The 19,789-nt window shown below is 63.1% G+C and carries 15 protein-coding genes; 3 read left to right on the top strand and 12 right to left on the bottom strand.

The genetic code is table 11. The annotated features are described in order from the left end of the window. Positions 1–15: 15 nt before the first annotated feature. The 7 genes from JQ600_RS02945 to JQ600_RS02915 all read right to left on the bottom strand — a co-directional run bounded on the left by JQ600_RS02945 (position 16) and on the right by JQ600_RS02915 (position 8,953). A complete protein-coding gene (locus tag JQ600_RS02945) occupies positions 16–1,011 on the bottom strand; it encodes an ABC transporter ATP-binding protein (RefSeq protein WP_212265120.1) in 996 nt (331 codons plus the stop codon). Continuing rightward, positions 1,008–2,087 carry an ABC transporter ATP-binding protein gene (locus JQ600_RS02940; RefSeq protein ID WP_212265121.1) on the bottom strand — a complete coding sequence of 360 codons (1,080 nt, stop codon included), beginning with the start codon at positions 2,085–2,087 and terminating at the stop codon, positions 1,008–1,010. The genes JQ600_RS02945 and JQ600_RS02940 overlap by 4 nt, the downstream gene beginning before the upstream one ends. Further along, positions 2,087–4,531: a CaiB/BaiF CoA-transferase family protein gene (locus JQ600_RS02935; protein WP_212389063.1), complete on the bottom strand. Its 2,445-nt coding sequence runs from the start codon at positions 4,529–4,531 to the stop codon at positions 2,087–2,089. The genes JQ600_RS02940 and JQ600_RS02935 overlap by 1 nt, the downstream gene beginning before the upstream one ends. 140 nt (positions 4,532–4,671) lie before the next feature. Beyond that, the gene (locus JQ600_RS02930; protein WP_212489670.1) at positions 4,672–6,114 is read right to left on the bottom strand and encodes an amidohydrolase family protein; all 1,443 of its coding nucleotides are present in this window, start codon (positions 6,112–6,114) and stop codon (positions 4,672–4,674) included. A gap of 127 nt (positions 6,115–6,241) precedes the next feature. Next, the gene (locus JQ600_RS02925; protein WP_212389061.1) at positions 6,242–7,267 is read right to left on the bottom strand and encodes an ABC transporter substrate-binding protein; all 1,026 of its coding nucleotides are present in this window, start codon (positions 7,265–7,267) and stop codon (positions 6,242–6,244) included. A 43-nt stretch (positions 7,268–7,310) separates the two neighbouring features. Beyond that, positions 7,311–8,087 (bottom strand): ABC transporter permease, encoded by a 777-nt coding sequence (locus JQ600_RS02920; RefSeq protein ID WP_212389060.1) that lies wholly within the window; start codon positions 8,085–8,087, stop codon positions 7,311–7,313. 2 nt (positions 8,088–8,089) lie between these two features. Then, positions 8,090–8,953 carry an ABC transporter ATP-binding protein gene (locus JQ600_RS02915; protein WP_212389059.1) on the bottom strand — a complete coding sequence of 288 codons (864 nt, stop codon included), beginning with the start codon at positions 8,951–8,953 and terminating at the stop codon, positions 8,090–8,092. A gap of 194 nt (positions 8,954–9,147) precedes the next feature. Between JQ600_RS02915 and JQ600_RS02910 the strand changes: the two genes are divergently transcribed. After that, positions 9,148–9,906 carry a GntR family transcriptional regulator gene (locus tag JQ600_RS02910; protein WP_212389058.1) on the top strand — a complete coding sequence of 253 codons (759 nt, stop codon included), beginning with the start codon at positions 9,148–9,150 and terminating at the stop codon, positions 9,904–9,906. A 150-nt stretch (positions 9,907–10,056) separates the two neighbouring features. Here JQ600_RS02910 and JQ600_RS02905 read toward each other — a convergent pair whose 3' ends face one another. Then, a complete protein-coding gene (locus JQ600_RS02905; RefSeq protein ID WP_212389057.1) occupies positions 10,057–10,476 on the bottom strand; it encodes a nuclear transport factor 2 family protein in 420 nt (139 codons plus the stop codon). 166 nt (positions 10,477–10,642) lie between these two features. Here JQ600_RS02905 and JQ600_RS02900 point away from each other — a divergent pair, with 166 nt between their 5' ends. Together JQ600_RS02900 and JQ600_RS02895 are read left to right on the top strand one after the other, a co-directional pair. After that, a complete protein-coding gene (locus JQ600_RS02900; protein ID WP_212389056.1) occupies positions 10,643–11,881 on the top strand; it encodes an amidohydrolase family protein in 1,239 nt (412 codons plus the stop codon). Positions 11,882–12,000: 119 nt separating this feature from the next. Beyond that, positions 12,001–13,215 carry a mandelate racemase/muconate lactonizing enzyme family protein gene (locus JQ600_RS02895; protein WP_212265130.1) on the top strand — a complete coding sequence of 405 codons (1,215 nt, stop codon included), beginning with the start codon at positions 12,001–12,003 and terminating at the stop codon, positions 13,213–13,215. A 158-nt stretch (positions 13,216–13,373) separates the two neighbouring features. Here JQ600_RS02895 and JQ600_RS02890 read toward each other — a convergent pair whose 3' ends face one another. The 4 genes from JQ600_RS02890 to JQ600_RS02875 form a co-directional block, all read right to left on the bottom strand. Beyond that, positions 13,374–14,609, bottom strand: coding sequence for an ABC transporter substrate-binding protein (locus JQ600_RS02890; protein WP_212389055.1), 1,236 nt, complete (start codon positions 14,607–14,609; stop codon positions 13,374–13,376). Between the two features lie 95 nt (positions 14,610–14,704). After that, complete coding sequence (locus JQ600_RS02885) at positions 14,705–16,747, bottom strand: hydantoinase/oxoprolinase family protein (RefSeq protein WP_212389054.1); 2,043 nt, start codon at positions 16,745–16,747, stop codon at positions 14,705–14,707. A gap of 2 nt (positions 16,748–16,749) precedes the next feature. Further along, complete coding sequence (locus JQ600_RS02880) at positions 16,750–18,414, bottom strand: hydantoinase B/oxoprolinase family protein (protein WP_212389053.1); 1,665 nt, start codon at positions 18,412–18,414, stop codon at positions 16,750–16,752. A 22-nt stretch (positions 18,415–18,436) separates the two neighbouring features. After that, complete coding sequence (locus tag JQ600_RS02875) at positions 18,437–19,663, bottom strand: aspartate aminotransferase family protein (RefSeq protein ID WP_249135649.1); 1,227 nt, start codon at positions 19,661–19,663, stop codon at positions 18,437–18,439. Between the last annotated feature and the right edge of the window lie 126 nt (positions 19,664–19,789).

The following is a 19,789-nucleotide window of genomic DNA, read 5'->3' as shown; positions in this document are numbered from 1 at the left end:
CCAGCGGTTCTTCTGTTAGTTCGGTGAAAAATTCGGGCGGTCGGCGAAATGGCAAGCGACCCAGTGATCGGGCATCAGCTCGCGCCAGTCCGGCGTCTTCTCGGCGCAGACGGCTTGCGCATACTGGCAGCGGGTGCGGAAGCGGCACCCCGATGGCGGGTCGATCGGGCTCGGGATCTCGCCCTGCAGGACGATGCGATTGTTGCCGCGCATGGTCGACGGCAACGGCCGCGGCTCGGCCGACAGCAGCGCCTGGGTATAGGGGTGCAGCGGCCGTTCCGAGACCTTTTCGGTCGGGCCTAGCTCGACGAAACGTCCCAGATACATCACCGCGATCCGCTCGCTGATATGGGACACCACGGCGAGATCGTGGGTGATGAAGACGTATGTAAGCCCAAGATCGCGCTGCAGTTCGGCGAACAGATTGAGCACGTCGCCGCGGATCGACATGTCGAGCGCCGCTACCACCTCGTCACAGACGATCAGTTTGGGGCGCAGCGTGAGCGCCCGGGCAATCACCACGCGCTGCTTCTGGCCGCCGGACAGCTGGTGCGGATAGCGCTCGCCGAGGTCCTGCGGCAGACCGACCCGGTCCATCGCCTCATGCGCCCGCTGCAGCCGCTCGGCCTTCGATCCTGCGCGCGCCAGTTCGAGCGGCTCCAGCACCGACGATAATATCGTCATGCGTGGGTTCAGCGCCGCATTCGGGTCCTGGAAGATGATCTGGTAGTCGCGGCGATGGCTTTGGAACTGCTGCCGCGGCATCGCCAACGGATCGACGCCATTGTGCAGGATCGCGCCGCCGCTGGGTTTGAGCAGGAACACCAGCGCACGGCCGATCGTGGTCTTGCCCGATCCGGATTCGCCGATGATGCCAAAGGTCTCGCCGCGACGAACGTCAAAACTGACGCCGTCGACCGCCTTCACAATGGCGCGGCGATCGGTGGTCTGAAAGCCGACCTGGAGATCGCGCACCGAGACGATGGCATTATTGGCGGCTTGCGGCGTCATGGGCTGGCCACCATCGCTGCGATCGGTGCCGTCGCAGCGTGCTGCAAGGCACCGGGCAGATCGAGCTCGCGAAAGCGCCAGCAGCGCACCTTGCGGCCATTGCCGGCGTCGAGCAGCGCCTGCTCTTTCTCGCAGCCGGCGACCGCATGCGCGCAGCGTGCCTTGAAACGGCAGCCATTGGGCATGTCCATGATCGACGGCACCCGGCCCGGGATCGACGGCAGCTTGCCGTGCCGCGGGCTCAGATGCGGCAACGAGCGCAACAGGCCCGACGTATAGGGATGCAGCGGCCGGACCAGCGCGTCATCGACCGCGGCGTCCTCGATCACCTCGCCCGCATACATCGTAATCATGCGCGTGCAGGTTTCCGCGACGACACCGAGATCGTGCGTGATCAGCATCAGCGCCGTATTGGAAGTCTCGCTGAGGTCGCGCAACAGTTCCAGGATCTGCGCCTGGACGGTGACGTCGAGTGCCGTGGTCGGCTCGTCCGCGATCAATAGTTGTGGCCCGCAGATCAGGCTTGCTGCGATCATCACGCGCTGGCGCATGCCGCCGGAAAGCTGGTGCGGATAATCGTCGATGCGGCGCTCCGGCGAGGCAATGCCGACCCGGCGCAGCATCTCGAGCGTCCGTTCCCTCGCCTCCTCCTTGGTGACGCCGGTGTGCACCCGCAGCGTCTCGGCGATCTGATGGCCGACTGTGAACACCGGATCGAGCGCACTCATCGGCTCCTGAAAAATCATCGCGATGCGCCGGCCGCGGATCGCCCGCATCTCGCGCGTGCTGCAGGACGCCAGATCGGTTCCGTCGAAGTGGATCGATCCATCGAGCCCGGCAAGGTTGTTCGGCAACAGCCGCAGAATCGAAAGACCGGTGATGGTCTTGCCGCAGCCGCTTTCGCCGACGATGCCGACCCGCTCGCCGGGCGCGATGTCGAAATCGATCTTGCGGGTCGCCTGCCAGACGCCGTGCGAGGTCTTGAAACGGATGCCGAGGCCGCGCACCGACATCAGCGCTTGCGGGCCGCCCGCAACCACTTCCGATCCGCGCTGTGCCGGCTGGGCCGCTGCCATCAGCCCGCCGCCCGCTTCTTCTCTTTCACGAGCTGTTCCTCCATCAGCATCTCGGTTCCAATGATGCCCTCGCGGGCCAGCTGATCGATCTCGGCATCGGAAAGCCCGAGCAGCCCGCCGAGAATTTCCTGATTGTGTTCGCCGAGCGTCGGCGGCGCGCTTCGGATCGGAAACGGCTTTGCGCCCTCACGGAACGGCATCGAGGGTTGCGGATGTTTTCCGATAAAGGCGCGATCGACTTCCTGAATGAAACCGCGCGCATGCAGCTGCGGATCCTGCAGCAGTTCCATCGGCAGCCGCACGACGCCTGACGCGATGCCCGCTGCCTGCAACGCCTTCATCGCCGATTCCGGGTCGCGCGCCGACGTCCATGCCTTGATAGCGGCCTCGATCTCGCGCTCGATGGCGCGCCGTCCCACCGCCGTCTTCAGCCATGCGTCAGTGGCCCAATCGGCACGGCCGAGCAGTTTTGCAAGTTTTGGCCACATCGCGTCGCTGGAAACCGCGACCACGATCCAGCTGTCGGCGCCGGCGCAGGGGAAGCAGCCATGCGGCACGAAATCCGGATGACGATTGCCGTACCTGACCGGTTCCTTGCCATCGATCGAATGCGCGATGATCCAGGGCGCCGCAAACGGCATCATGCATTCGATCTGCGCGAGATCGATGAACTGGCCCTTGCCGGTGAGCTTGGCGTGGATCAACGCCGTGAGCACCGCGGCGCAGCCGTTCAAGCCGCCGACGGCATCGCCGAACGCGGTGTGGCTCATCACAGGCGGGCCGCCGGGATCGCCGACCACGCTCGGCAGGCCTGAGCCTTGTTCGAGCGTCGAGCCATAGGCGCGGCAATCGCGGTGCACGCTGCCGGCGCCGAAGGCCGACATCGACATCATGACAAGCTCTGGATTGAGCTTGCTCAGCACCTCATAACCGAGCCCGAGCTTCGGCAACACCTCGACGGAGTAATTGTCGACAACAACGTCGGCATCGGCCAGCAGCCGTTTTGCCAGATTGAGGCCCTGCGGACGCGTCAGGTCGAGCGTGATGCCGCGCTTGTTGCGGTTCATGATGCAGTAGCGCACCGATTTCTCGTACATCTGTTCGAGAACATAGGCCGGCCGCCGGTCCACCCCGCGCCACCAATCCGGATATTGCGTGGCCTCGATCTTGATGACGTCGGCGCCGAGATCGGCCAGCGTGCGCGTACAGATCGGGCCGGCCCAACCCATCGAGAAATCGACGACGCGGATGCCTTCCAGCGGCAGGCGGTCTGATCCCTGCTCTGCAGGCACCGGTACCCGTTTCGCAGCCTCGCTGACATGCGCACAGCCGAGCATTTGCTCGCCGATATCGGGAACCGCGCCGCCGCGACGTGGCGGTGTTCCGGTCAAGCGTTGCATCGAGCCTGCCGTAAAGCCGGTTTCGTCGCCGATCATAACCGGCACGATTGCGCCGCGCGCCTTCTTCTCTTCGTCGGCGATGAGGTCGCCGACATCGGGTACCGGCACGATCGGAATCTTGCGGCGCAGGCTCTCGGCGAACCATTCCTGCGCGGTGCGCTGTTTCAGCCGCGGCACGATCTTGCCCTCGATGTCAGCAATATGCTGCAGGCGATCGACGCCCAAGGACAGCGCCGGATCGTCGCGCAATTCCGGCAGCGCCAGCATCTCGCAAAACGACCGCCATTGCGCCGGAGTTACCGTGGTGACGCCGAGCCAGCCTTGCTTGGTTTCGTAGATGCCGGCCGGGAACGTCGGCCAGAACCTGTTAACCCCCATGCGCCGCATGATGTCGCCGTGCACGAACGACTCGAACATGATGTACTCGGTCACCGCGATGCTGGATTCGAAGATGCTCAGGGAGTTCGCCCGTCCCCGACCGTCCTGCATCCGGCCCAGCACCGAGGAAGCCGCCGCGATAAAGCCCCAGAGGCCGGCGAAGATGCCGGTCTGGAAATCCGGCGCATGCATCGGCGGCCCCTCGACCGGCCCGACCAGCTTTACCAGTCCGCTCAACGCGCGAATCGTCGAGTCCGTCGCTTCGAATTTTGCATACGGCCCCTCACGACCGAACCAGCTTATGTCGAGATGAATAAGGCCGGGGTTGCGCTGTTTGATCGCTGCGAGATCGACAGCCGGACAGTTCGCCGCATCGATGTCGCGGCCGTCGAGCAAAATGTCGCACGCCGCGATCAGTTCGGTCAGGCGCGATGAAGCGTCGGCGTCACTGCAATCGAGCGCCACGCTCGACTTGTTGAAATTAAGAAACGCAAACCAGGCGCTGTGACCTTCCGGCGTCAACGGCGCGGTGCGGCGAAGCGGATCACCCGCCGGCGGTTCGATCTTCTGCACGGTCGCACCGAAATCGGCGAACAACCGCGCGCAATAGCTGGTCGCCGCAGCGCTTCCGATCTCGACAATCCGCAGATGCGACAACGCGCCCATCACGCTTCCTCATGGCCAAACGACCGGCGTCATGCGCGCGCCGGTTCAGTTTTTTGTTGCTGACCATGAAACCTTGCCCGCCTGTCGATGCAAGCGGAATTTTCTTCCGTGATACGGAATTGGCGAACGATGCGAAGTGCTTAACTGCAATCCAGTTGCGCTTCGAACCAGTTTTGAAGCGAAGCCGAAAGCGGCGGCCACGCGCGCTGGAAGTTTCCGAATTTGCCGGCATTGACGCGGTAGATGCCGCGCAACTCCTTCTCGATCGCGGGAAGGTCGACACCGGTGCAATGGCCTTCGCTGACGATCGTGCGCCCGTCGACAACCACCTCTCGCAACAGCGACGCGTTGCCTCTCGCGAACAGCAGTTCAATCGGATCGACCGGCATGATCTGGTCGCGATCGAGACGGTCGAGATCGATCGTTACGAAGTCTGCCGGAGCGCCGGGCGTCAACGCGCCCGTACCCGGCGCGCCGGTCGCCTTGCGGCCGTTGGCGACGGCAAGGCCGAAAAACTCCGCTGGCGTCCAGGTTCGCTTGAAGCCGAGACCGCCGTGGAACATCTGCACCAGCCGCATCTCGCGCAGCACGTCGTCATCCTCGTCCAGCGCCAGGCCATCGACGCCGACGGCGATGGCGCAGCCGCATTGATGCGCGGCGGCGATCGGCGCGAGGCCCGAGCGCAAATGCATGTTGGAACTGAAATTGGTGACGATGCGCGCTCCGGACGCGGCGATCATCTCGATTTCATCCTGCCGCGCATGAATGCAATGCGCCAGCGTCAGCCGATCCGACAGGAAGCCGATGTCGCGAAGGTAGCGAACGATACCGTCAGGGAAATGCTCATCCGCCCAGGCGCGTTGATAGATGGTTTCCAGCAGGTGCATGTGGATCCGGCGGCCGGTCAGCGCCGAATTTTCGGCGACCGCCTCCAGCAACGGCCTTGAACACCACTGCACGCCCGCCGGCCCTAACTGCACGTCGACCTTGGGGCCAGCGATCGCCGACGCGATCGTATCGCTAAGGTCGATATAAGCCTTGGGCGACATCGGCGCACGGACGAACAATTCCTCGATCGTCTTCCGATCGTCACTGGGTAACTCCGAGAGTACTGGCTCACTATCGCCATAGACGATTGGATTCTGGTCGCGCACCGCAAGAGCGAACGCGATGCGAATGCCGACATCGGAGGCCGCCCGCGCGATCGCCTTGGCTTCGTCGACCAGCGGCATGGTCCCGCTCGGCCGCGTGTAATGCACCATCATCGAAGCGCACCCTGCCCGCGCCGAGCGCGCCAGCGCGGAGGCCGCGGTGAGATAGGGATCGACCGGCGTGCCGAGCGCGGATCGCAGGATCCAGCTTTCCAGCGGCATCCCGATCGCGCCAAAGGACGACGCGGTCGGCCGCGCATGGTCGTGGGCATTGACGAAGGCCGGAAGGATGAGGGAGCGCGGGCCAGTAGCGGGCGGCATTCCCTCATCAATGGAGGTGATCAAACCACCGTCGTGCCGCAGCACGGCGTTTTCGAGCAGACCGCGGTCAGGACCGGAGAACAGGCTGTGGGCGATAACTTCCATAGGCATTCCAGCACTCCGTCGTCATTGCGAGCGTAGCGAAGCAATCCATGCTTCCACGCGGGGAAAGATGGACTGCTTCGTCCCTTCGCTCCCTTGCGCAAACGCTTCGCGTTTGTCGCAGGCAATGACGAGCTTAGTTCGCCGTATACTTTAGCTCCCTTTCCGCGCGCGGCGGCAGGAATTCGCGCGAGAATATTTCCGACGCTGCCGGCGCCCGGGCAAGCTGATAGCCTTCGACGATGATACCGATGGCGCGGGTCATGCGATCGTCCTTGACGTCGCCGACGCCGATTTCCTTCATCTCGGCCGAGACGATCAGCTTGTCGAAGGAATATTGCAGCCGGCGCTTTTCGACGTCGACATTGATCAGATTGTCGTAATTCAGCGCCGCCTTCATGCCGGCGTTCTGGTCCTTTGCAACCGCGATCATTCCCTTGTTGACGGCGCGGACGAGCCCGGCGACCGCCTTTGGATTGGACGCGATCAGCTTGCGGGAGACCATCAGGCCGTTGGAATAGAGATCGAGGCCGTAGTCACCGAACGAGAACCATTTATAGTCCTTGTCAGGATCCTGGCGGTTCAGCACGAGGTTGAAATAGCTGGTGATGTTGAACACCAGCGCCGCGTCGATATCGCCCTTGATCAGCATCGGCTCCTGCAGGTTCGGCGCCATGTTGGAGATCTTGATCTTCTCGCCCTCGAGCTTGTTCTTCTGCGCGAACACCGGCAGCAGCCGCGTGGTCGGCGTGCCCTGCGCGCCGCCGAGCGTGCGGCCTTCGAAATCCTTGATGGTGTTGATGCCGCTGGTCTTCTTCGTAACGATTGCAAAGGGCGGCTGGTTCCAGATCTGGTAGACCATCACAGGCGCGTCCTGCGGCTTGGTCGAGGCATTCTGGATGATGGCGTTGACGTCGCCAAAGCCGGCGTCATAGGCGCCCGACATGATGCGCGTCACCGTCGCACCCGAGCCTTCGCCCTGGTCGATCACGACGTTGAGGCCCTCTTCCTTGAAGTAGCCATTGTCCTTGGCATAGAAAAACGCAGCGTCGCTGCCTTGGGTTTTCCAGCCCAGCGTGAACTTGATGGTGGTTTCCTGCGCGTTCGCGGCGCTTGCGAACAAAGCTACTCCCAACAGCGCGGCGCCTATTTTCGTTAACATCGTGAACCTCCTCGAGTGGGTTGGATGGCGGTTGGTGAAATCGTCATGTCGCGATCAGGTCGTTCTTGCGGGTGGCCCAGCCGGTGACGCGGCCCTCGATCAGCGAAAAGATCACGTAGAGCGCGACGCCGAGGCCGGCGAGCACGAACAGGCCGGCGAATACCAACGGCACGTTGAAATTCGAGGACGCAGTCATCATCACGTTGCCGATGCCGCGGTTCGACGCCACGGTCTCGGAGAGAACCGCGCCGACAAAGGCGTAGCTGATCGCAACCTTCAATGACGCAAAGAAGAACGGCATGGTGCGGGGCAGACCGACGTTCCAGAGGATATCGAGCTTGCTGGCGCCAAGCGCTTTCAGCACGTCTTCGAGTTCGGGTTCGGTGGTCGCGAGCCCCGTCGCGATATTGACGACGATCGGAAAGAAGCAGATCGACAGCGCGGTCAGCACCGCCGGCACCGACCCTGAGCCAAACCACAGCACGAAGATCGGAACGACAGCGACTTTGGGGATCGACGAGAATCCGACCAGCAGCGGATAGGCCGTGTCGTATGCCGTCTTGGAAACGCCGATGACGGCGCCGAGCACCACCCCAAGCCCGACGCCGAGCACGAAGCCGATCATCGTCGTCGCCAGCGTCTGCAGGATATGCGGCCACAGCAGCGGGAATTTCTGGTAGAGCGTAACAAAAACCTCCGACGGCCGCGGCAGCACTAGGTCGGACATACCTGTCATCACGCAGAACAATTCCCAGGCGACAAAGAACAGCACGATGAGTGCCGCCGACCAGGCCTTTTGTCTGATATCGCTTGCGGACATGGTCAGGTCGCCCCCTCGGCTGGCGCGCTGCGCGCATCGACGATGAAAGTGCGCAGCTTCTGGTTCAGCGCCACGAAATCTGGCTCAAACGTCATCGCCACCGTGCGCGGGCGGCTGAATGTGACCGGGCTGTCGTCGACGATGCGGCCGGGCCGCGCGCTCATCACGCAGATGCGGCTGGCGAGGAATGCAGCCTCGCGCAGATCGTGCGTCACCAGCAGCACGGTCGCCTTGTGGGTCATCCAGAGCTCTTGCAGGATCGACCACAGTTCCTCGCGCGTGAACTGGTCGAGCGCGCCGAAGGGCTCGTCGAGCAGCAGCATCCGCGGTTCGTGGATCAGCGCGCGGCACAGATTGGCGCGCTGAAGCATGCCGCCGGAGAGCTGCCAGGGAAAACGGCTGCCAAAGCCCTTGAGGCCGACCTGCTCCAGCAGCGCATTGGCCTTGTCGCGGAATTCGGTCTTGCGAAGCTTGCGGAATTGCGAGCGAAACGGCTCGACAATCTTGAGCGGCAGCATGATGTTCCGCTCGATCGTCATCCAGGGCAGCATGGTCGGATTCTGGAACGCCATGCCGACGCGCAGCGCCCGCGCCGCGACTTCCCGGCCACCGACGATGACGACGCCGGTGGTCGGCTGAACCAGCCCGCTGGCCAGCCGCAGGATGGTGGACTTGCCGCAGCCGGATGGCCCCACCAGCGCGACGAACTCGCCGTCGGCAATCCGAAGCGTGGTTTTCGACAGCGCCGGCACGGCGCGGTCGCCACGGCCGAAGGTGACGGAGGCGTCCGACAGCTCAATCGCGATGGGTGCAGCGGGGGCCGAAACCGGCGCGCCGGAGAATTCCGAATCTGGTTGCATGCGCATCATGGCTGGAAGTGCATGCAAGCCGGATGCCAGCAAAACTCGCGTTTGGAATCAATGGGATCGCAAAAAGACGCCCAAACCAGCGGATTCCTTTTAGGCAATTCGGCCGCCAAACTGCATGCAATTCAGGCGCTCAATTGTCTCCCATTTGTGATATGAGGGCGCATTCGAAGCACTCCTTCAGGGATTCGCTCATGGCGCCTCGCTCGGCCGGCAAGAATGCGGAATCATCCGACAAGGTCGGGGTGATCTGCCGCGCGCTTCGCCGCGCCATCATCGAGCAGGCGCTGGAGCCCGGCGCAAAACTGCCTGAGGATTCGCTCGGCGAACGCTTCGGCGTCAGCCGCACCATTGCCCGCCACGCGCTGGGGCAACTCGCCGCGGAAGGCCTCGTCGAACTTCGCCGCAACCGGATCGCTGTCGTGGCGACACCGAGCTGGCAAGAAGCCCGCGACGCCTTTGATATCCGGATCGAGCTCGAACGGCTGGTGGTGCGCCAGCTCGCCGGCAAACTGACAAAGGCCCAGATCGCGACGCTGAACGCCCACGTCGACGCCGAGGATGGCGCGCGCGACGGCACCGATGCGGTATCCATTCGTCTTGCGACCGAATTCCACATCCTGCTCGCGCAGATGACGAACAGCCCGATCCTCGTGCGTTACGTCAGCGAAGTCGCCTATCGCTGCTGCCTGACGCTATCCCTGTACAGCCGCCCGCATTCGTCGGAATGCGCGATCAATGAGCACCGCGCGATTATCGCAGCCCTGGTCAAGGGTGACGAGGCCAAGGTGATGAGCCTGATGCACAGCCATCTGGATTCCGTGGCGAACCGGGCCCTGGTGGCGCCGGCTCCTCAGCGCGGCCGCGATTTGCTGGATATTCTGGCGCCGTACGCCGATGAGGGCGAGAGCGAGCGCGTCGTGAAAATGCCGAAGGTGGTGAGGGCGAGGTAATCGGTTTTTCCGTCATGGCCGGGCATAGCCGTCTAAAGGACGGCGTCGCTTACGCTCGCCTATGCCCGGCCATCCACGACTTTCTTGTTGAGCTGAAGCGAAGACGTGGATGCCCGGGTCAAGCCCGGGCATGACGAGTACTGGGATGCCCTACGCCTCAATCCCTCTCTGAACCAGAATGCGTTCCGCGCTGTCGTTCCAGACATCCATCTTCACGATCTGGCCGCCCCTCACGACAAAGCGATCGACATAGCGGTTGCCTTCGAATGGCGTGCCGTCGATCCATTCGCCGTACAGCGTGCCGATACTGTAGACCACGGTCTCGTCCGCACCCGGGCAGACGTCGAAACGGTCCATCTTCTTCTTGACCCAGCGGTAGCGCGCTGCGTTGAAGCCGGTCGGCCCGCGCGGATGATCGAATTCGCGCCCGCCGGTAAAGGTGATGATGGTGCCCGACTTCATGTAGGCCGCCGCCGCATCCGGATCCGGGATCATCGATGCCGTGAGATAGGCTTCGACCACTTCGACATCCGAGAGGGGGCGCTTTTCAGCTTTGGCGGAAATGGACATGGCGGCTGCTCCTGATCCCAGAATACTACAATCGGGGCCTCCAATTGCATGCACATATTTTGAACAGTTTGGCCTATAAACTGCACACAATCTGGGGCTGCCTCTAAAGCACTCTTCCGCTAGGCTCCCCTCACCTCAAACCAGCCAAGAAACAGCTAAAGTCCTGATGAGCGCGCGAACCGCCTTCGACCTGATCTTCCGCAACGCCCGGACCCGGGCTTCGGCCACCCCCGTCGATATCGGCGTATCGGAGGGGCGGATCGCCGCCATCGAGGCACATCTGGCCTGCGACGCACCCGAAATCGAGATCGGCGGCAAGCTCGCCCTCCCCGGCTTCGTCGACACCCACATCCATCTCGACAAGGCTTGCCTGCTCGGCCGCTGCGGGCACGACCATGCCACCGTGGGCGAGGCGATCGCTGCGGTTGCCGCCATGAAGCGCGATTTCACCGTCGAGGACGTCTATGCCCGCGGCGCGCGGGTGCTCGAACGCGCCATCGTGCACGGCACCACACGGATGCGCACGCATGTCGAGATCGATCCACGCATCGCGCTGCGCGGCTTCGAGGCGGTCAAGGCACTGAAGCGCGACTATGCCTGGGCGATCGATCTGTCGATCTGCGTGTTCCCGCAGGAAGGCCTGACCAACGATCCCGGCGCGGAAGAACTCCTGATCGCGGCACTGCGCGACGGCGGCGAAGCGATCGGCGGCTGTCCCTATATGGATACCGACCCGAACGCGCATCTCGAAAGAGTGTTCGACCTCGCGCAGCAATTCGACGTCGACGTCGACCTGCATCTCGACTTCGATCTCGATCCATCCTGGTGGCATCTGGAGGAAGTCTGCCGGCAAACCGAGCGGCGCAACTATCATGGCCGTGTCGCAATCGGGCACGCCACCAAACTCTCGGCGTTGCCGCCCGACCGGCTGAAGGCTGCGACCGAACGGCTGGCGAAGGCCGGTGTCGCGGTCACCGTGCTGCCGGCAACCGATCTCTATCTGATGGGCCGCGACGCCACCCACAATGCGCCGCGCGGCCTCACCGTGGCGCACCGGCTGGTCGAGAACGGCGTGCTGTGTTCGGTCGCGACCAACAACGTGCTCAATCCGTTCACGCCGTTCGGCGATGCGTCGCTGCTGCGCATGGCCAATTTCTACGCCAATGTCGCCCACGCCGGAATCAGCGAGTTCGACGCCTGCCTCGATCTGGTGACGGACTTGCCGGCGCGCCTGATGAACCTGCGGGATTACGGCATCGCGCCAGGCAACCCTGCCGATCTTGTCATCCTCGACACCGACACCGGCCCGAACGCGATCGCAGAACTGCCCGACGTGCTGATGGGCTTCAAGAACGGGCGTCAGGTATTCGAGCGACGCCAACCGACGCTGTTTAGGCCGGCTTAGATTTTCCGTCATGGCCGGGCCGTACACTTGTTCCGGGCATGACGAGCAAGGCGCGATTGACGCTCCTGCCAATCCGTTGTTGTTATCGGTCAACGAAAACAACAGCCGGGCAGGAAATCATGACCAAATCATCCAAGATCAGAAGCGTTGAAACGCTCTCCTGCGACGCCGGCTGGCGCAACTATCACTTCGTCAAGATCATGACCGAAGACGGCATCGTCGGCTGGAGCGAGTATGACGAGGGTTTTGGCGCGCCCGGCGTCACGGCGGCGATCGAGCGGCTGTCGGCGCGGGTGGTCGGCAAGAACGCCTTTCAGCACGAGCGGATTTACGCGGAACTGTTTGCCGCAACGCGCCCCGCTGCCGGCGGCGTGGTGGCGCTGGCGCTCGGCGCCATCGAGAACGCGCTGCTCGACGTCAAGGCGAAGGCGCTCGGCGTGCCCTGCTATGAACTGCTGGGAGGAAAAATTCGCGACCGCGTCCGGGTCTACTGGTCGCATTGCGCGACCTGGCGCATCAATCATCCTGATTGGTTCAAGCCCGCGATTACTGATCTCGACGGCGTCAAGTCGATAGGCCGCGAAGTCCGCGAAAAGCGCTTCACTGCGCTAAAGACCAACATCTTCGTCTACACCGACGGCAAGCCGCAGGGCTGGCGGCCCGGCTTCGGCTCGCCATTCGAGCCGGAGATCAACGTCGATCGCACGGTGATCCGCAATCTCTGCATGCACCTCGAAGCTATCAGGGACGGCGCCGGGCCCGATGTCGATCTGCTGCTCGACCTCAACTTCAACGCCAAGACCGAGGGCTATCTGAAGATCCTGCGCGCGATCAAGGATATGGACATGTTCTGGGTCGAGATCGACACCTTCAATCCGCAGGCGCTGGGCTATATCCGCCGCCAGAGCCCGCATCCGATCTCATCCTGCGAGACGCTGCTGGGCCTGCGCGAATTCCTGCCCTACTTCAACGAACAGGCAATGGATGTCGCGATCATCGACACGCCGTGGAACGGGGTGTGGCAATCGATGAAGATCGCCGCCGCCGCCGAGCATTTCGAGGTCAACGTCGCGCCGCATAATTTCTACGGCCATCTCTGCACCATGATGAACGCGCATTTCTGCGCCGCGGTACCGAATTTGCGGATCATGGAAACCGACATCGACCGGCTGGCGTGGGACCACGAACTGTTTACCCATCTGCCCGAGATCGTCGACGGCCACCTTGTCATTTCCGATCGGCCGGGCTGGGGCACCGAACCCAACGAGGAAGGCCTGCGCGCCCATCCGGCAAAGAGCAAGGGCGGGTTGTTGAATTACGGGCAGAAGAATTAGGTCGCAGACTCAATATGTGTCGTCCCGGCCTTGAGCCGGGACCCATACTCCGCGGCCCTCATTGTTGAAACAAGACAACTGACGCCTCCCGTAACAATTGACTTCACGGCGTATGGGTCCCGGCGTTCGCCGGGACGACGACCGAGAGACCGCCAACCTCAATTATCGCCCGGCCTGCTCGCAAACGCGCTTTCGATGACGTCGCCGATCGGCTGCCAGGCGTTGCCGTCGAATTGCACCAGCCGCATCTGCTTGATGGGATGAAAATCCGCAGGTCCCGTGTTGATGGCAATGCCCGGCAGAATGATCGGGCTCTGATAGTTCTTCAGCGACGCGGCCTGCCGCATGATGTTCTCGCGTGACAGGTCGTCGCCGCACTGCGTCAATACCTGGACCAGGGTTTCGGCCGCGGCATAGCCGAAGATGCCGTAACTATCCTCCCTGTCACCATCGGGATAATACTTGTCCATGAATGACAGCCACGCCTTGATCGAAGGGTCTTCCTTCCAGGTGGTGTCGCCGGCGTCCTTGAGGAACGAGGTCGAGATCACGCCGGCGGCGTTCGCAAGCCCGGCAGGTCTCAGCGCATTCGCGATCGAAGCCGCCGCATTGACCAGCACCACCACCGGATACCAACCCAGTTCGGCCGCTCTTCGGATGGCCCGCGCCGAGATTGGCGGTGCGCAATTCAGCACGAGCACTTCGGCCCCGGAATTCTTGAGGATGTCGACCTGCGCATCGATCGACATATCTGCCTCGATGGCGATATCAGCCACGATCATGCGGGCAGTGACGCCGAGCCCTTCCTGCAATCCCCTGAACAGATCGCGTCCGAACTGATCGTTCTGCCAGAGCACCGCGATCTTGCGGCTCGGATAGGAAGCCTGGATATAGTTGGCGTAGATCCGTCCCTCGGCGCGAAACGTCGGCTGCCAGCCCATGGACCACGGAAATCGTTTGGGATGCGCCCACTCCTCGTCACCGGACGCGACAAAGAGTTGCGGCACTTTCTTCTCGTTGAGGTAGGTCCGCGTCGCCAGATTGCTCGGCGTGCCGAACGAGCCAAACATCAGCAGCACGTTCTCCTGCTCCACCAGTTGACTTGTGTGCTCCGCTGCCATCTTCGGATTGGAACTGTCGTCACGGGAGATGAATTTGATCTTGCGACCGTTGATGCCGCCGCGATCATTGATCATGTCGAAATAGGCGGCTTCAGCCCTGCCGATCGCCGCGAACGCGGCCAAGGGTCCGGTATACGGCATGACGTTGCCGATGCGGATTTCGGTATCGGTGACGCCGCCGCCATGGGCCTGTCGCGCCGATATCGGCATGCCGGCGAACAGCGCGGCGGCTAACAGGGCCAGGATAGTTCCAGCTTCTTTTATTGTTTTCATGAACATGGCTTCACGCTAACTCAAGCTTGTGACGCCTAACCCAGCACTTGGGATAATACTGCCCAATCCGGCGCTGTTGAAATCAATTTTTGTGTTCAGCGCAGGGTTATGTCCAGCCACCCGAGCGCATTGACGCTGACGCGGTCGCCGCTATCGACCAGCACCGTGGTGGTTTCCGCCTCAATGATGGCAGGACCGGTCAGGGAATGCCCGGGCTGCAGCGCATCGAGCGCATAGACCGGCACCTCGCGCCAGCCGCCAAAGAACGCCTGACGTTTGCCGCGTGGCGCGCAAACGCCCGCCGACGCCGCCGGGCGCGTGTTCTGATCGTTTGGCGCGACGGCGCCGACCGCCGCGACCCGCGCGTTGACGAACACGACCTCCTGCCCGGGCGAGGCATAGGTATAGAGTTCCTCGTGCTTGCGATGAAAGCGCTGCTCGATCCGATCGACGAGGTCGGCCGCATTCCAGTCAAGACCATCCAGCGAAACGTCGATCTCGAAAATCTGTTCGCCGTAACGCATTTCGGCGGAGCGTTCGATCGACAGCGGCCCGTTGAACCATGAGCGCAGCCGACCGGTAGCCGCCTGCTCCAGTTCGCCGAACAGCTCACGCACTTCGCCGGCGGAAATGCGCGCCGCCCTGCCATAATGCGTGCGGCTCATCTCATAGCGCAGATCGCTGGTCAGCATGCCCCATGCCGACAGCACGGAGGCCACCGTCGGCACGATGATGCGTTTGATCTCCAGTTCGCGCGCAACCTCGGCCGCATGCAAGCCCGCCGCGCCGCCGAAACTCAACAGCGCGAATTTCCGGGGATCGACGCCGCGGCGCAACGTCATCAGGCGGATGCCGTCCGCCATGTTCAAATTGATCATGCGGTAAATGCCCGCGGCGGCCTCGACGCGCGAGAGCTCCATGGATGCGGCGACACGATCGACCGCGGCTTCCGACGCCGCGCGATCGAGCGGGCGCTGCCCGCCCATGAAGGCGGCGGCATCGAGATAACCGAGCACGACATTGGCATCGGTGACGGTCGCGGCCTGCCCGCCATTGCCGTAACAGGCCGGACCCGGAATCGAGCCGGCACTTTCCGGACCGACCCGCAGCGTGCGGCTGCCATCGACGCTGGCGATCGAGCCGCCGCCGGCAGCGATGCTCGCAATATCAAGGCTGCGCAAGGCAATGCGCTGGCCCGCCAGCAGGCCATCGGCGGAGAGCGAGGCCTGTCCGTCCGAAATGAGAGAGATGTCCGTGCTGGTTCCGCCCATGTCGAACGGCACCAGATCGGGAATGCCGAGCAGCTCGGCGCAGCGCCGACCGCCCGACATGCCGCCCGCCGGCCCTGACAGCACCGTGCCCGCGGCGAGGCGCGAGGCTTCCTCGACCGGCGCCATGCCGCCATGCGACAGGATGACGAACAGGCTGCCCTTGAGGCCGGCCTCTTTCAGGCGCCGCTCGAGATTGGTGAGATAGCGCCGCACGATCGGTTCGACATAGGCGTTCACGATCGTGGTCGAGACGCGCTCGTACTCCTTGATCTGCGGCAGCACGTCGCTGGAACGCGACACGCTGACGTCAGGCAGTTCTTTTGCCAGGCGCTCGACCGCGGCAAGTTCGTGGACGGGGTTGAGATAGGAATGCAGAAAGCACACCGCGACCGAGGTCGCGCCCAGTTTCCTGATGCCGGCGATGGCCTCGTCAAGCGAGCGCTCATCAAGCGCAGTCAAAACCTCGCCATTCGCCTTCAGCCGCTCGCGAACGCCAAAACGTCGTTCGCGCGGTACCAAGGGCTCCGGCGGCGGCGAACGCAGATCGTAGCGGTCGGGCTTGAGGCCTTCGCGCATTTCGATGACGTCGCGATGGCCCTCGGTGGTCAAGAGCGCGACCTTGGCGCCCTTGCGCTCCAGCAACGCGTTGGTCGCAACCGTGGTCCCGTGCACCAGCCGATCTGTGGCGGCGAGCATTTCCGCACGCGTCGTGTTCAATCGCCGCGCCAGTTCTTCGAGGCCGGTCATGACGCCGATCGATTGGTCGGCGGGTGTGGATGGCGATTTTGCGAATATGGTTCGCCCGGACGAATCCGTGGCCACTAGGTCGGTATAGGTTCCGCCGACGTCAACTCCGATTGTGTACATCGTCAGCCACGTCGCTCCGCGGAAACACTGGTCAATCCCTGCTCGGCGTCGCGTCGCCGCGCCTCCGCTGATCGCTTGGACGGTGGCCCCCAGCCACCGCCGCCGGACGAGCGTATCTCGAGACAATCGCCGGGATGGAGTTCGATGCCGACTTCCTTGGTGCGCAACACGCGCGGCTCACGTCCCTCGGACAGCAGGCGATAATGATGCGGCTCGCCATCCTCGCCGCCGAGCATGCCGCAGGGACCATGGCGCGCGCCGTCGCCCGCGGTGTTGCCGCGCGACGGCTTTTCGGTCTCCAGCACCAGATCGAGGGCAACGCCGAGACCGCCGCGGAACTGTCCGTCGCCACCGGAGCCCGGGCGGAATTCATGCTGACGGAAGTGCAATGGAAAGCGCGCCTCGGCGACCTCGATACTTCCGAACTTCAATCCACCGACGCTGTGCCATTCCCCGATCGACGAGTAACCGTCGCCGCCGGACGAAGCACCGCCGCCCGGTCGAGCCTGAAACAAATGCCAGATGAACTGCTTTCCGGTACGCGGATCCTCGCCCTGAATCGCGATCCGGAATCTGCGGCTCCATCCAGCCATCGCGCGTTCCGGACAGGAGGCGGACATGGCCTTCACAATCGCTTCGACGATCTCGTTGGAAGGATGGCTCGTGCACAACGTCACCGGCCGGCCCGGATCGGCCCAGACGATCGTCCCCTGCTTGGCGATCACCTTCAGCGGGCGCAGCGCGCCGGTATTCTTGGGGATGTCAGCGTCGATCAGATAAGCAAAGGCCATCGCGACCGCGGCCTGCATGTTGGCATGCGAGGAATTGACAAAACTGGTCGACTGCGGATCGGACTGCGTCAGATCGACCTCGACATCGCTGCCCTTCTTGGTGACCTTGGCCGCGATGCGGATATCCGTGCGTCCATGGCCGTCATCGTCGAGAAACGCCTCGCCGTGGAAGACGCCGTCCTTCCAGGTCGAGACCACGGCGCGGGTCTGCGCTTCGGTTGCATCCAGGATCGCTTCGATCGCCGCTTCGACGACCGGCGCACCGAATTCGCTGAACAGTTTTGCGACGCGACGTTCGCCGAGATGCGCCGCGCCCAGCATCGCGGCAAGGTCGCCGCGAAACTCGCGCGGGTTTCGCACATTCAGCGCCAGCATCTCGAGCAGATCCTCGCGCGGCCGTCCCGCCTCGGAAAGTTTGATCGGCGGAATCCGCAGGCCTTCCTGCCAGATTTCCGTTGCCCCGGGATTGTAGGCGCCGTGGGTGGCGCCGCCGATATCGCTTTGGTGGGCGCGGACGATGGTCCAGAGCAACCGCTTGTCACCGTCGAACACCGGCACGAAGACCGTGAGATCAGGCAGATGGCTGCCGCCATAATAGGGATCGTTGAGCAGGAAGACGTCGCCCGGCTTGACGTCCTTGAAGCGCTCCTCCACCGCGATCGTCGCCCATGGCAACGCGCCGACATGCACCGGCAGATGATCGGCCTGGGCGATCAGGCGGGCGCGCGTATCGCAAATCCCTAACGAAAAGTCGCGGCTGGAATTGAGGATCTGCGAATAGGAGGTGCGAAGCATGGCTTCGCCCATCTCTTTTACGATCGAACTGAGCCGATGCTGGACGACGGACCGTGTGATGGGATCGATCTTGGCGGACATTCTTGCCTTGTTGTTCTTGAACCTAGAGCGAGGCCGACACTTCCGATATCGCGCCCGATACGGCATCGATGATCGCATGTATATCGGCATCCGTCATCGGGGTCGACAATGCCATCAATCCATTGCCCGCCGCCAGCACGCCACGATTGAGCAGCGCCTGGTTGAAAACCACCTGACGCCCGGCTTCCGCTTCGGTCGGATAGGCCGAGCGATAGTCGCGCACCGGACGATCGACGAGATGTATCTTCAGCAACGACCCGAGCCCGACGGTGCGGCCGGGAACATTGTGGCGGCGGAACGCTGCGTCGATCCCTGATCGAACCGCCTCCCCCATTGCATCGAGCCGCGCGAACGCCGCCTCGTCCAGCAGTTCCATCGCCGCGATACCGGCGCGCATCGTCACCGGATTGGCGGAGAACGTGCCGCCATGCGGCAGCGCAGGCTTGCCTGACCGAGGGTCGAACACGGCCATGAATTCCTTGTGGCCGCACACCGCGCCAACCGGAAACCCGCCGCCGATGATTTTTGCGAGCGTGGTCAGATCGGGGTCGATATTGAACAGACCCTGCGCGCCGCGATAGCCGAGACGGAACGTGATCACTTCATCGAAGATCAACAGCGCGCCGACCTCGCGCGTGACCTTGCGCAGCGCCTCCAGATAGGCCTGATCGGCCGGCGCCAGCCCGGCGCGATTGGGCATGGGATCGACAAGGACGCAGGCGAGTTCAGGACCATGCTCGCGGATCAGGCTGACAGCGGCCTCGGTATCATTGAAGGGAATGGTCAGGACATCGGCCAGCACATTGTCGGGCGTGCCTTTGGCGTAGGCGACGGACACCGGCGCGTTGCGGCCCCAGGCTTCCGGCGTCGGATCGAGGCTGACCTCGGCATAATCGTAGGACCCATGATACGCGCCCTCGCATTTTGCAATTTTGGGGCGGCCGGTATGGGCGCGGGCGGCCTTCAGCGCCATCATGACAGCTTCAGTGCCTGAATTGCAGAACCGCACCTGGTCGACCGACGGCACTCGCGCGGCGAGCAGTTCGGCAAGGTCGACCTCGGATTCGGTCGGCATCCCGAACGCCGATCCCAGCGCAAGTTGCGCGGTCGCGGCCTTGATCAACACTGGGTGTGCATGGCCGTGAATCTGCGAGGTGAAATTGTTGATGCAATCGATGAACTCGTTGCCGTCGAGGTCCCACACCCGGCATCCCTCGCCGCGCGCGGCGTAGATCGGATACGGTTTCATGAAGACGTGGTGCGCGTATTGCCGCCGGGCAGGCTCGCCAGTGCGCGGTTGTACATTTTTTGCGATGAAGAATTTGGATCCGGATACATGCGATATTCCACAGCGCTAGAACTTCAGCCTGATCTT

It is taken from the genome of Bradyrhizobium sp. AUGA SZCCT0176 (genome assembly GCF_018130145.1).
In the GTDB taxonomy this organism is placed as follows: domain Bacteria; phylum Pseudomonadota; class Alphaproteobacteria; order Rhizobiales; family Xanthobacteraceae; genus Bradyrhizobium.
The sequence above is the reverse complement of the archived record's forward strand: the minus strand, read 5'-3'. Positions and strand labels throughout refer to the sequence as shown.

Bases quoted from the DNA above. Each gene is read 5' to 3' on its own strand.
- JQ600_RS02900 (WP_212389056.1), top strand. From the start codon at position 10,643: ATGAGCGCGCGAACCGCCTTCGACCTGATCTTCCGCAACGCCCGGACC.
- JQ600_RS02930 (WP_212489670.1), bottom strand. From the start codon at position 6,114: ATGCCTATGGAAGTTATCGCCCACAGCCTGTTCTCCGGTCCTGACCGC.
- JQ600_RS02905 (WP_212389057.1), bottom strand. From the start codon at position 10,476: ATGTCCATTTCCGCCAAAGCTGAAAAGCGCCCCCTCTCGGATGTCGAA.
- JQ600_RS02885 (WP_212389054.1), bottom strand. From the start codon at position 16,747: ATGTACACAATCGGAGTTGACGTCGGCGGAACCTATACCGACCTAGTG.
- JQ600_RS02920 (WP_212389060.1), bottom strand. From the start codon at position 8,087: ATGTCCGCAAGCGATATCAGACAAAAGGCCTGGTCGGCGGCACTCATC.
- JQ600_RS02940 (WP_212265121.1), bottom strand. From the start codon at position 2,087: ATGGCAGCGGCCCAGCCGGCACAGCGCGGATCGGAAGTGGTTGCGGGC.
- JQ600_RS02915 (WP_212389059.1), bottom strand. From the start codon at position 8,953: ATGCGCATGCAACCAGATTCGGAATTCTCCGGCGCGCCGGTTTCGGCC.
- JQ600_RS02945 (WP_212265120.1), bottom strand. From the start codon at position 1,011: ATGACGCCGCAAGCCGCCAATAATGCCATCGTCTCGGTGCGCGATCTC.
- JQ600_RS02935 (WP_212389063.1), bottom strand. From the start codon at position 4,531: ATGGGCGCGTTGTCGCATCTGCGGATTGTCGAGATCGGAAGCGCTGCG.
- JQ600_RS02875 (WP_249135649.1), bottom strand. From the start codon at position 19,663: ATGAAACCGTATCCGATCTACGCCGCGCGCGGCGAGGGATGCCGGGTG.
- JQ600_RS02895 (WP_212265130.1), top strand. From the start codon at position 12,001: ATGACCAAATCATCCAAGATCAGAAGCGTTGAAACGCTCTCCTGCGAC.
- JQ600_RS02910 (WP_212389058.1), top strand. From the start codon at position 9,148: ATGGCGCCTCGCTCGGCCGGCAAGAATGCGGAATCATCCGACAAGGTC.
- JQ600_RS02890 (WP_212389055.1), bottom strand. From the start codon at position 14,609: ATGAAAACAATAAAAGAAGCTGGAACTATCCTGGCCCTGTTAGCCGCC.
- JQ600_RS02880 (WP_212389053.1), bottom strand. From the start codon at position 18,414: ATGTCCGCCAAGATCGATCCCATCACACGGTCCGTCGTCCAGCATCGG.
- JQ600_RS02925 (WP_212389061.1), bottom strand. From the start codon at position 7,267: ATGTTAACGAAAATAGGCGCCGCGCTGTTGGGAGTAGCTTTGTTCGCA.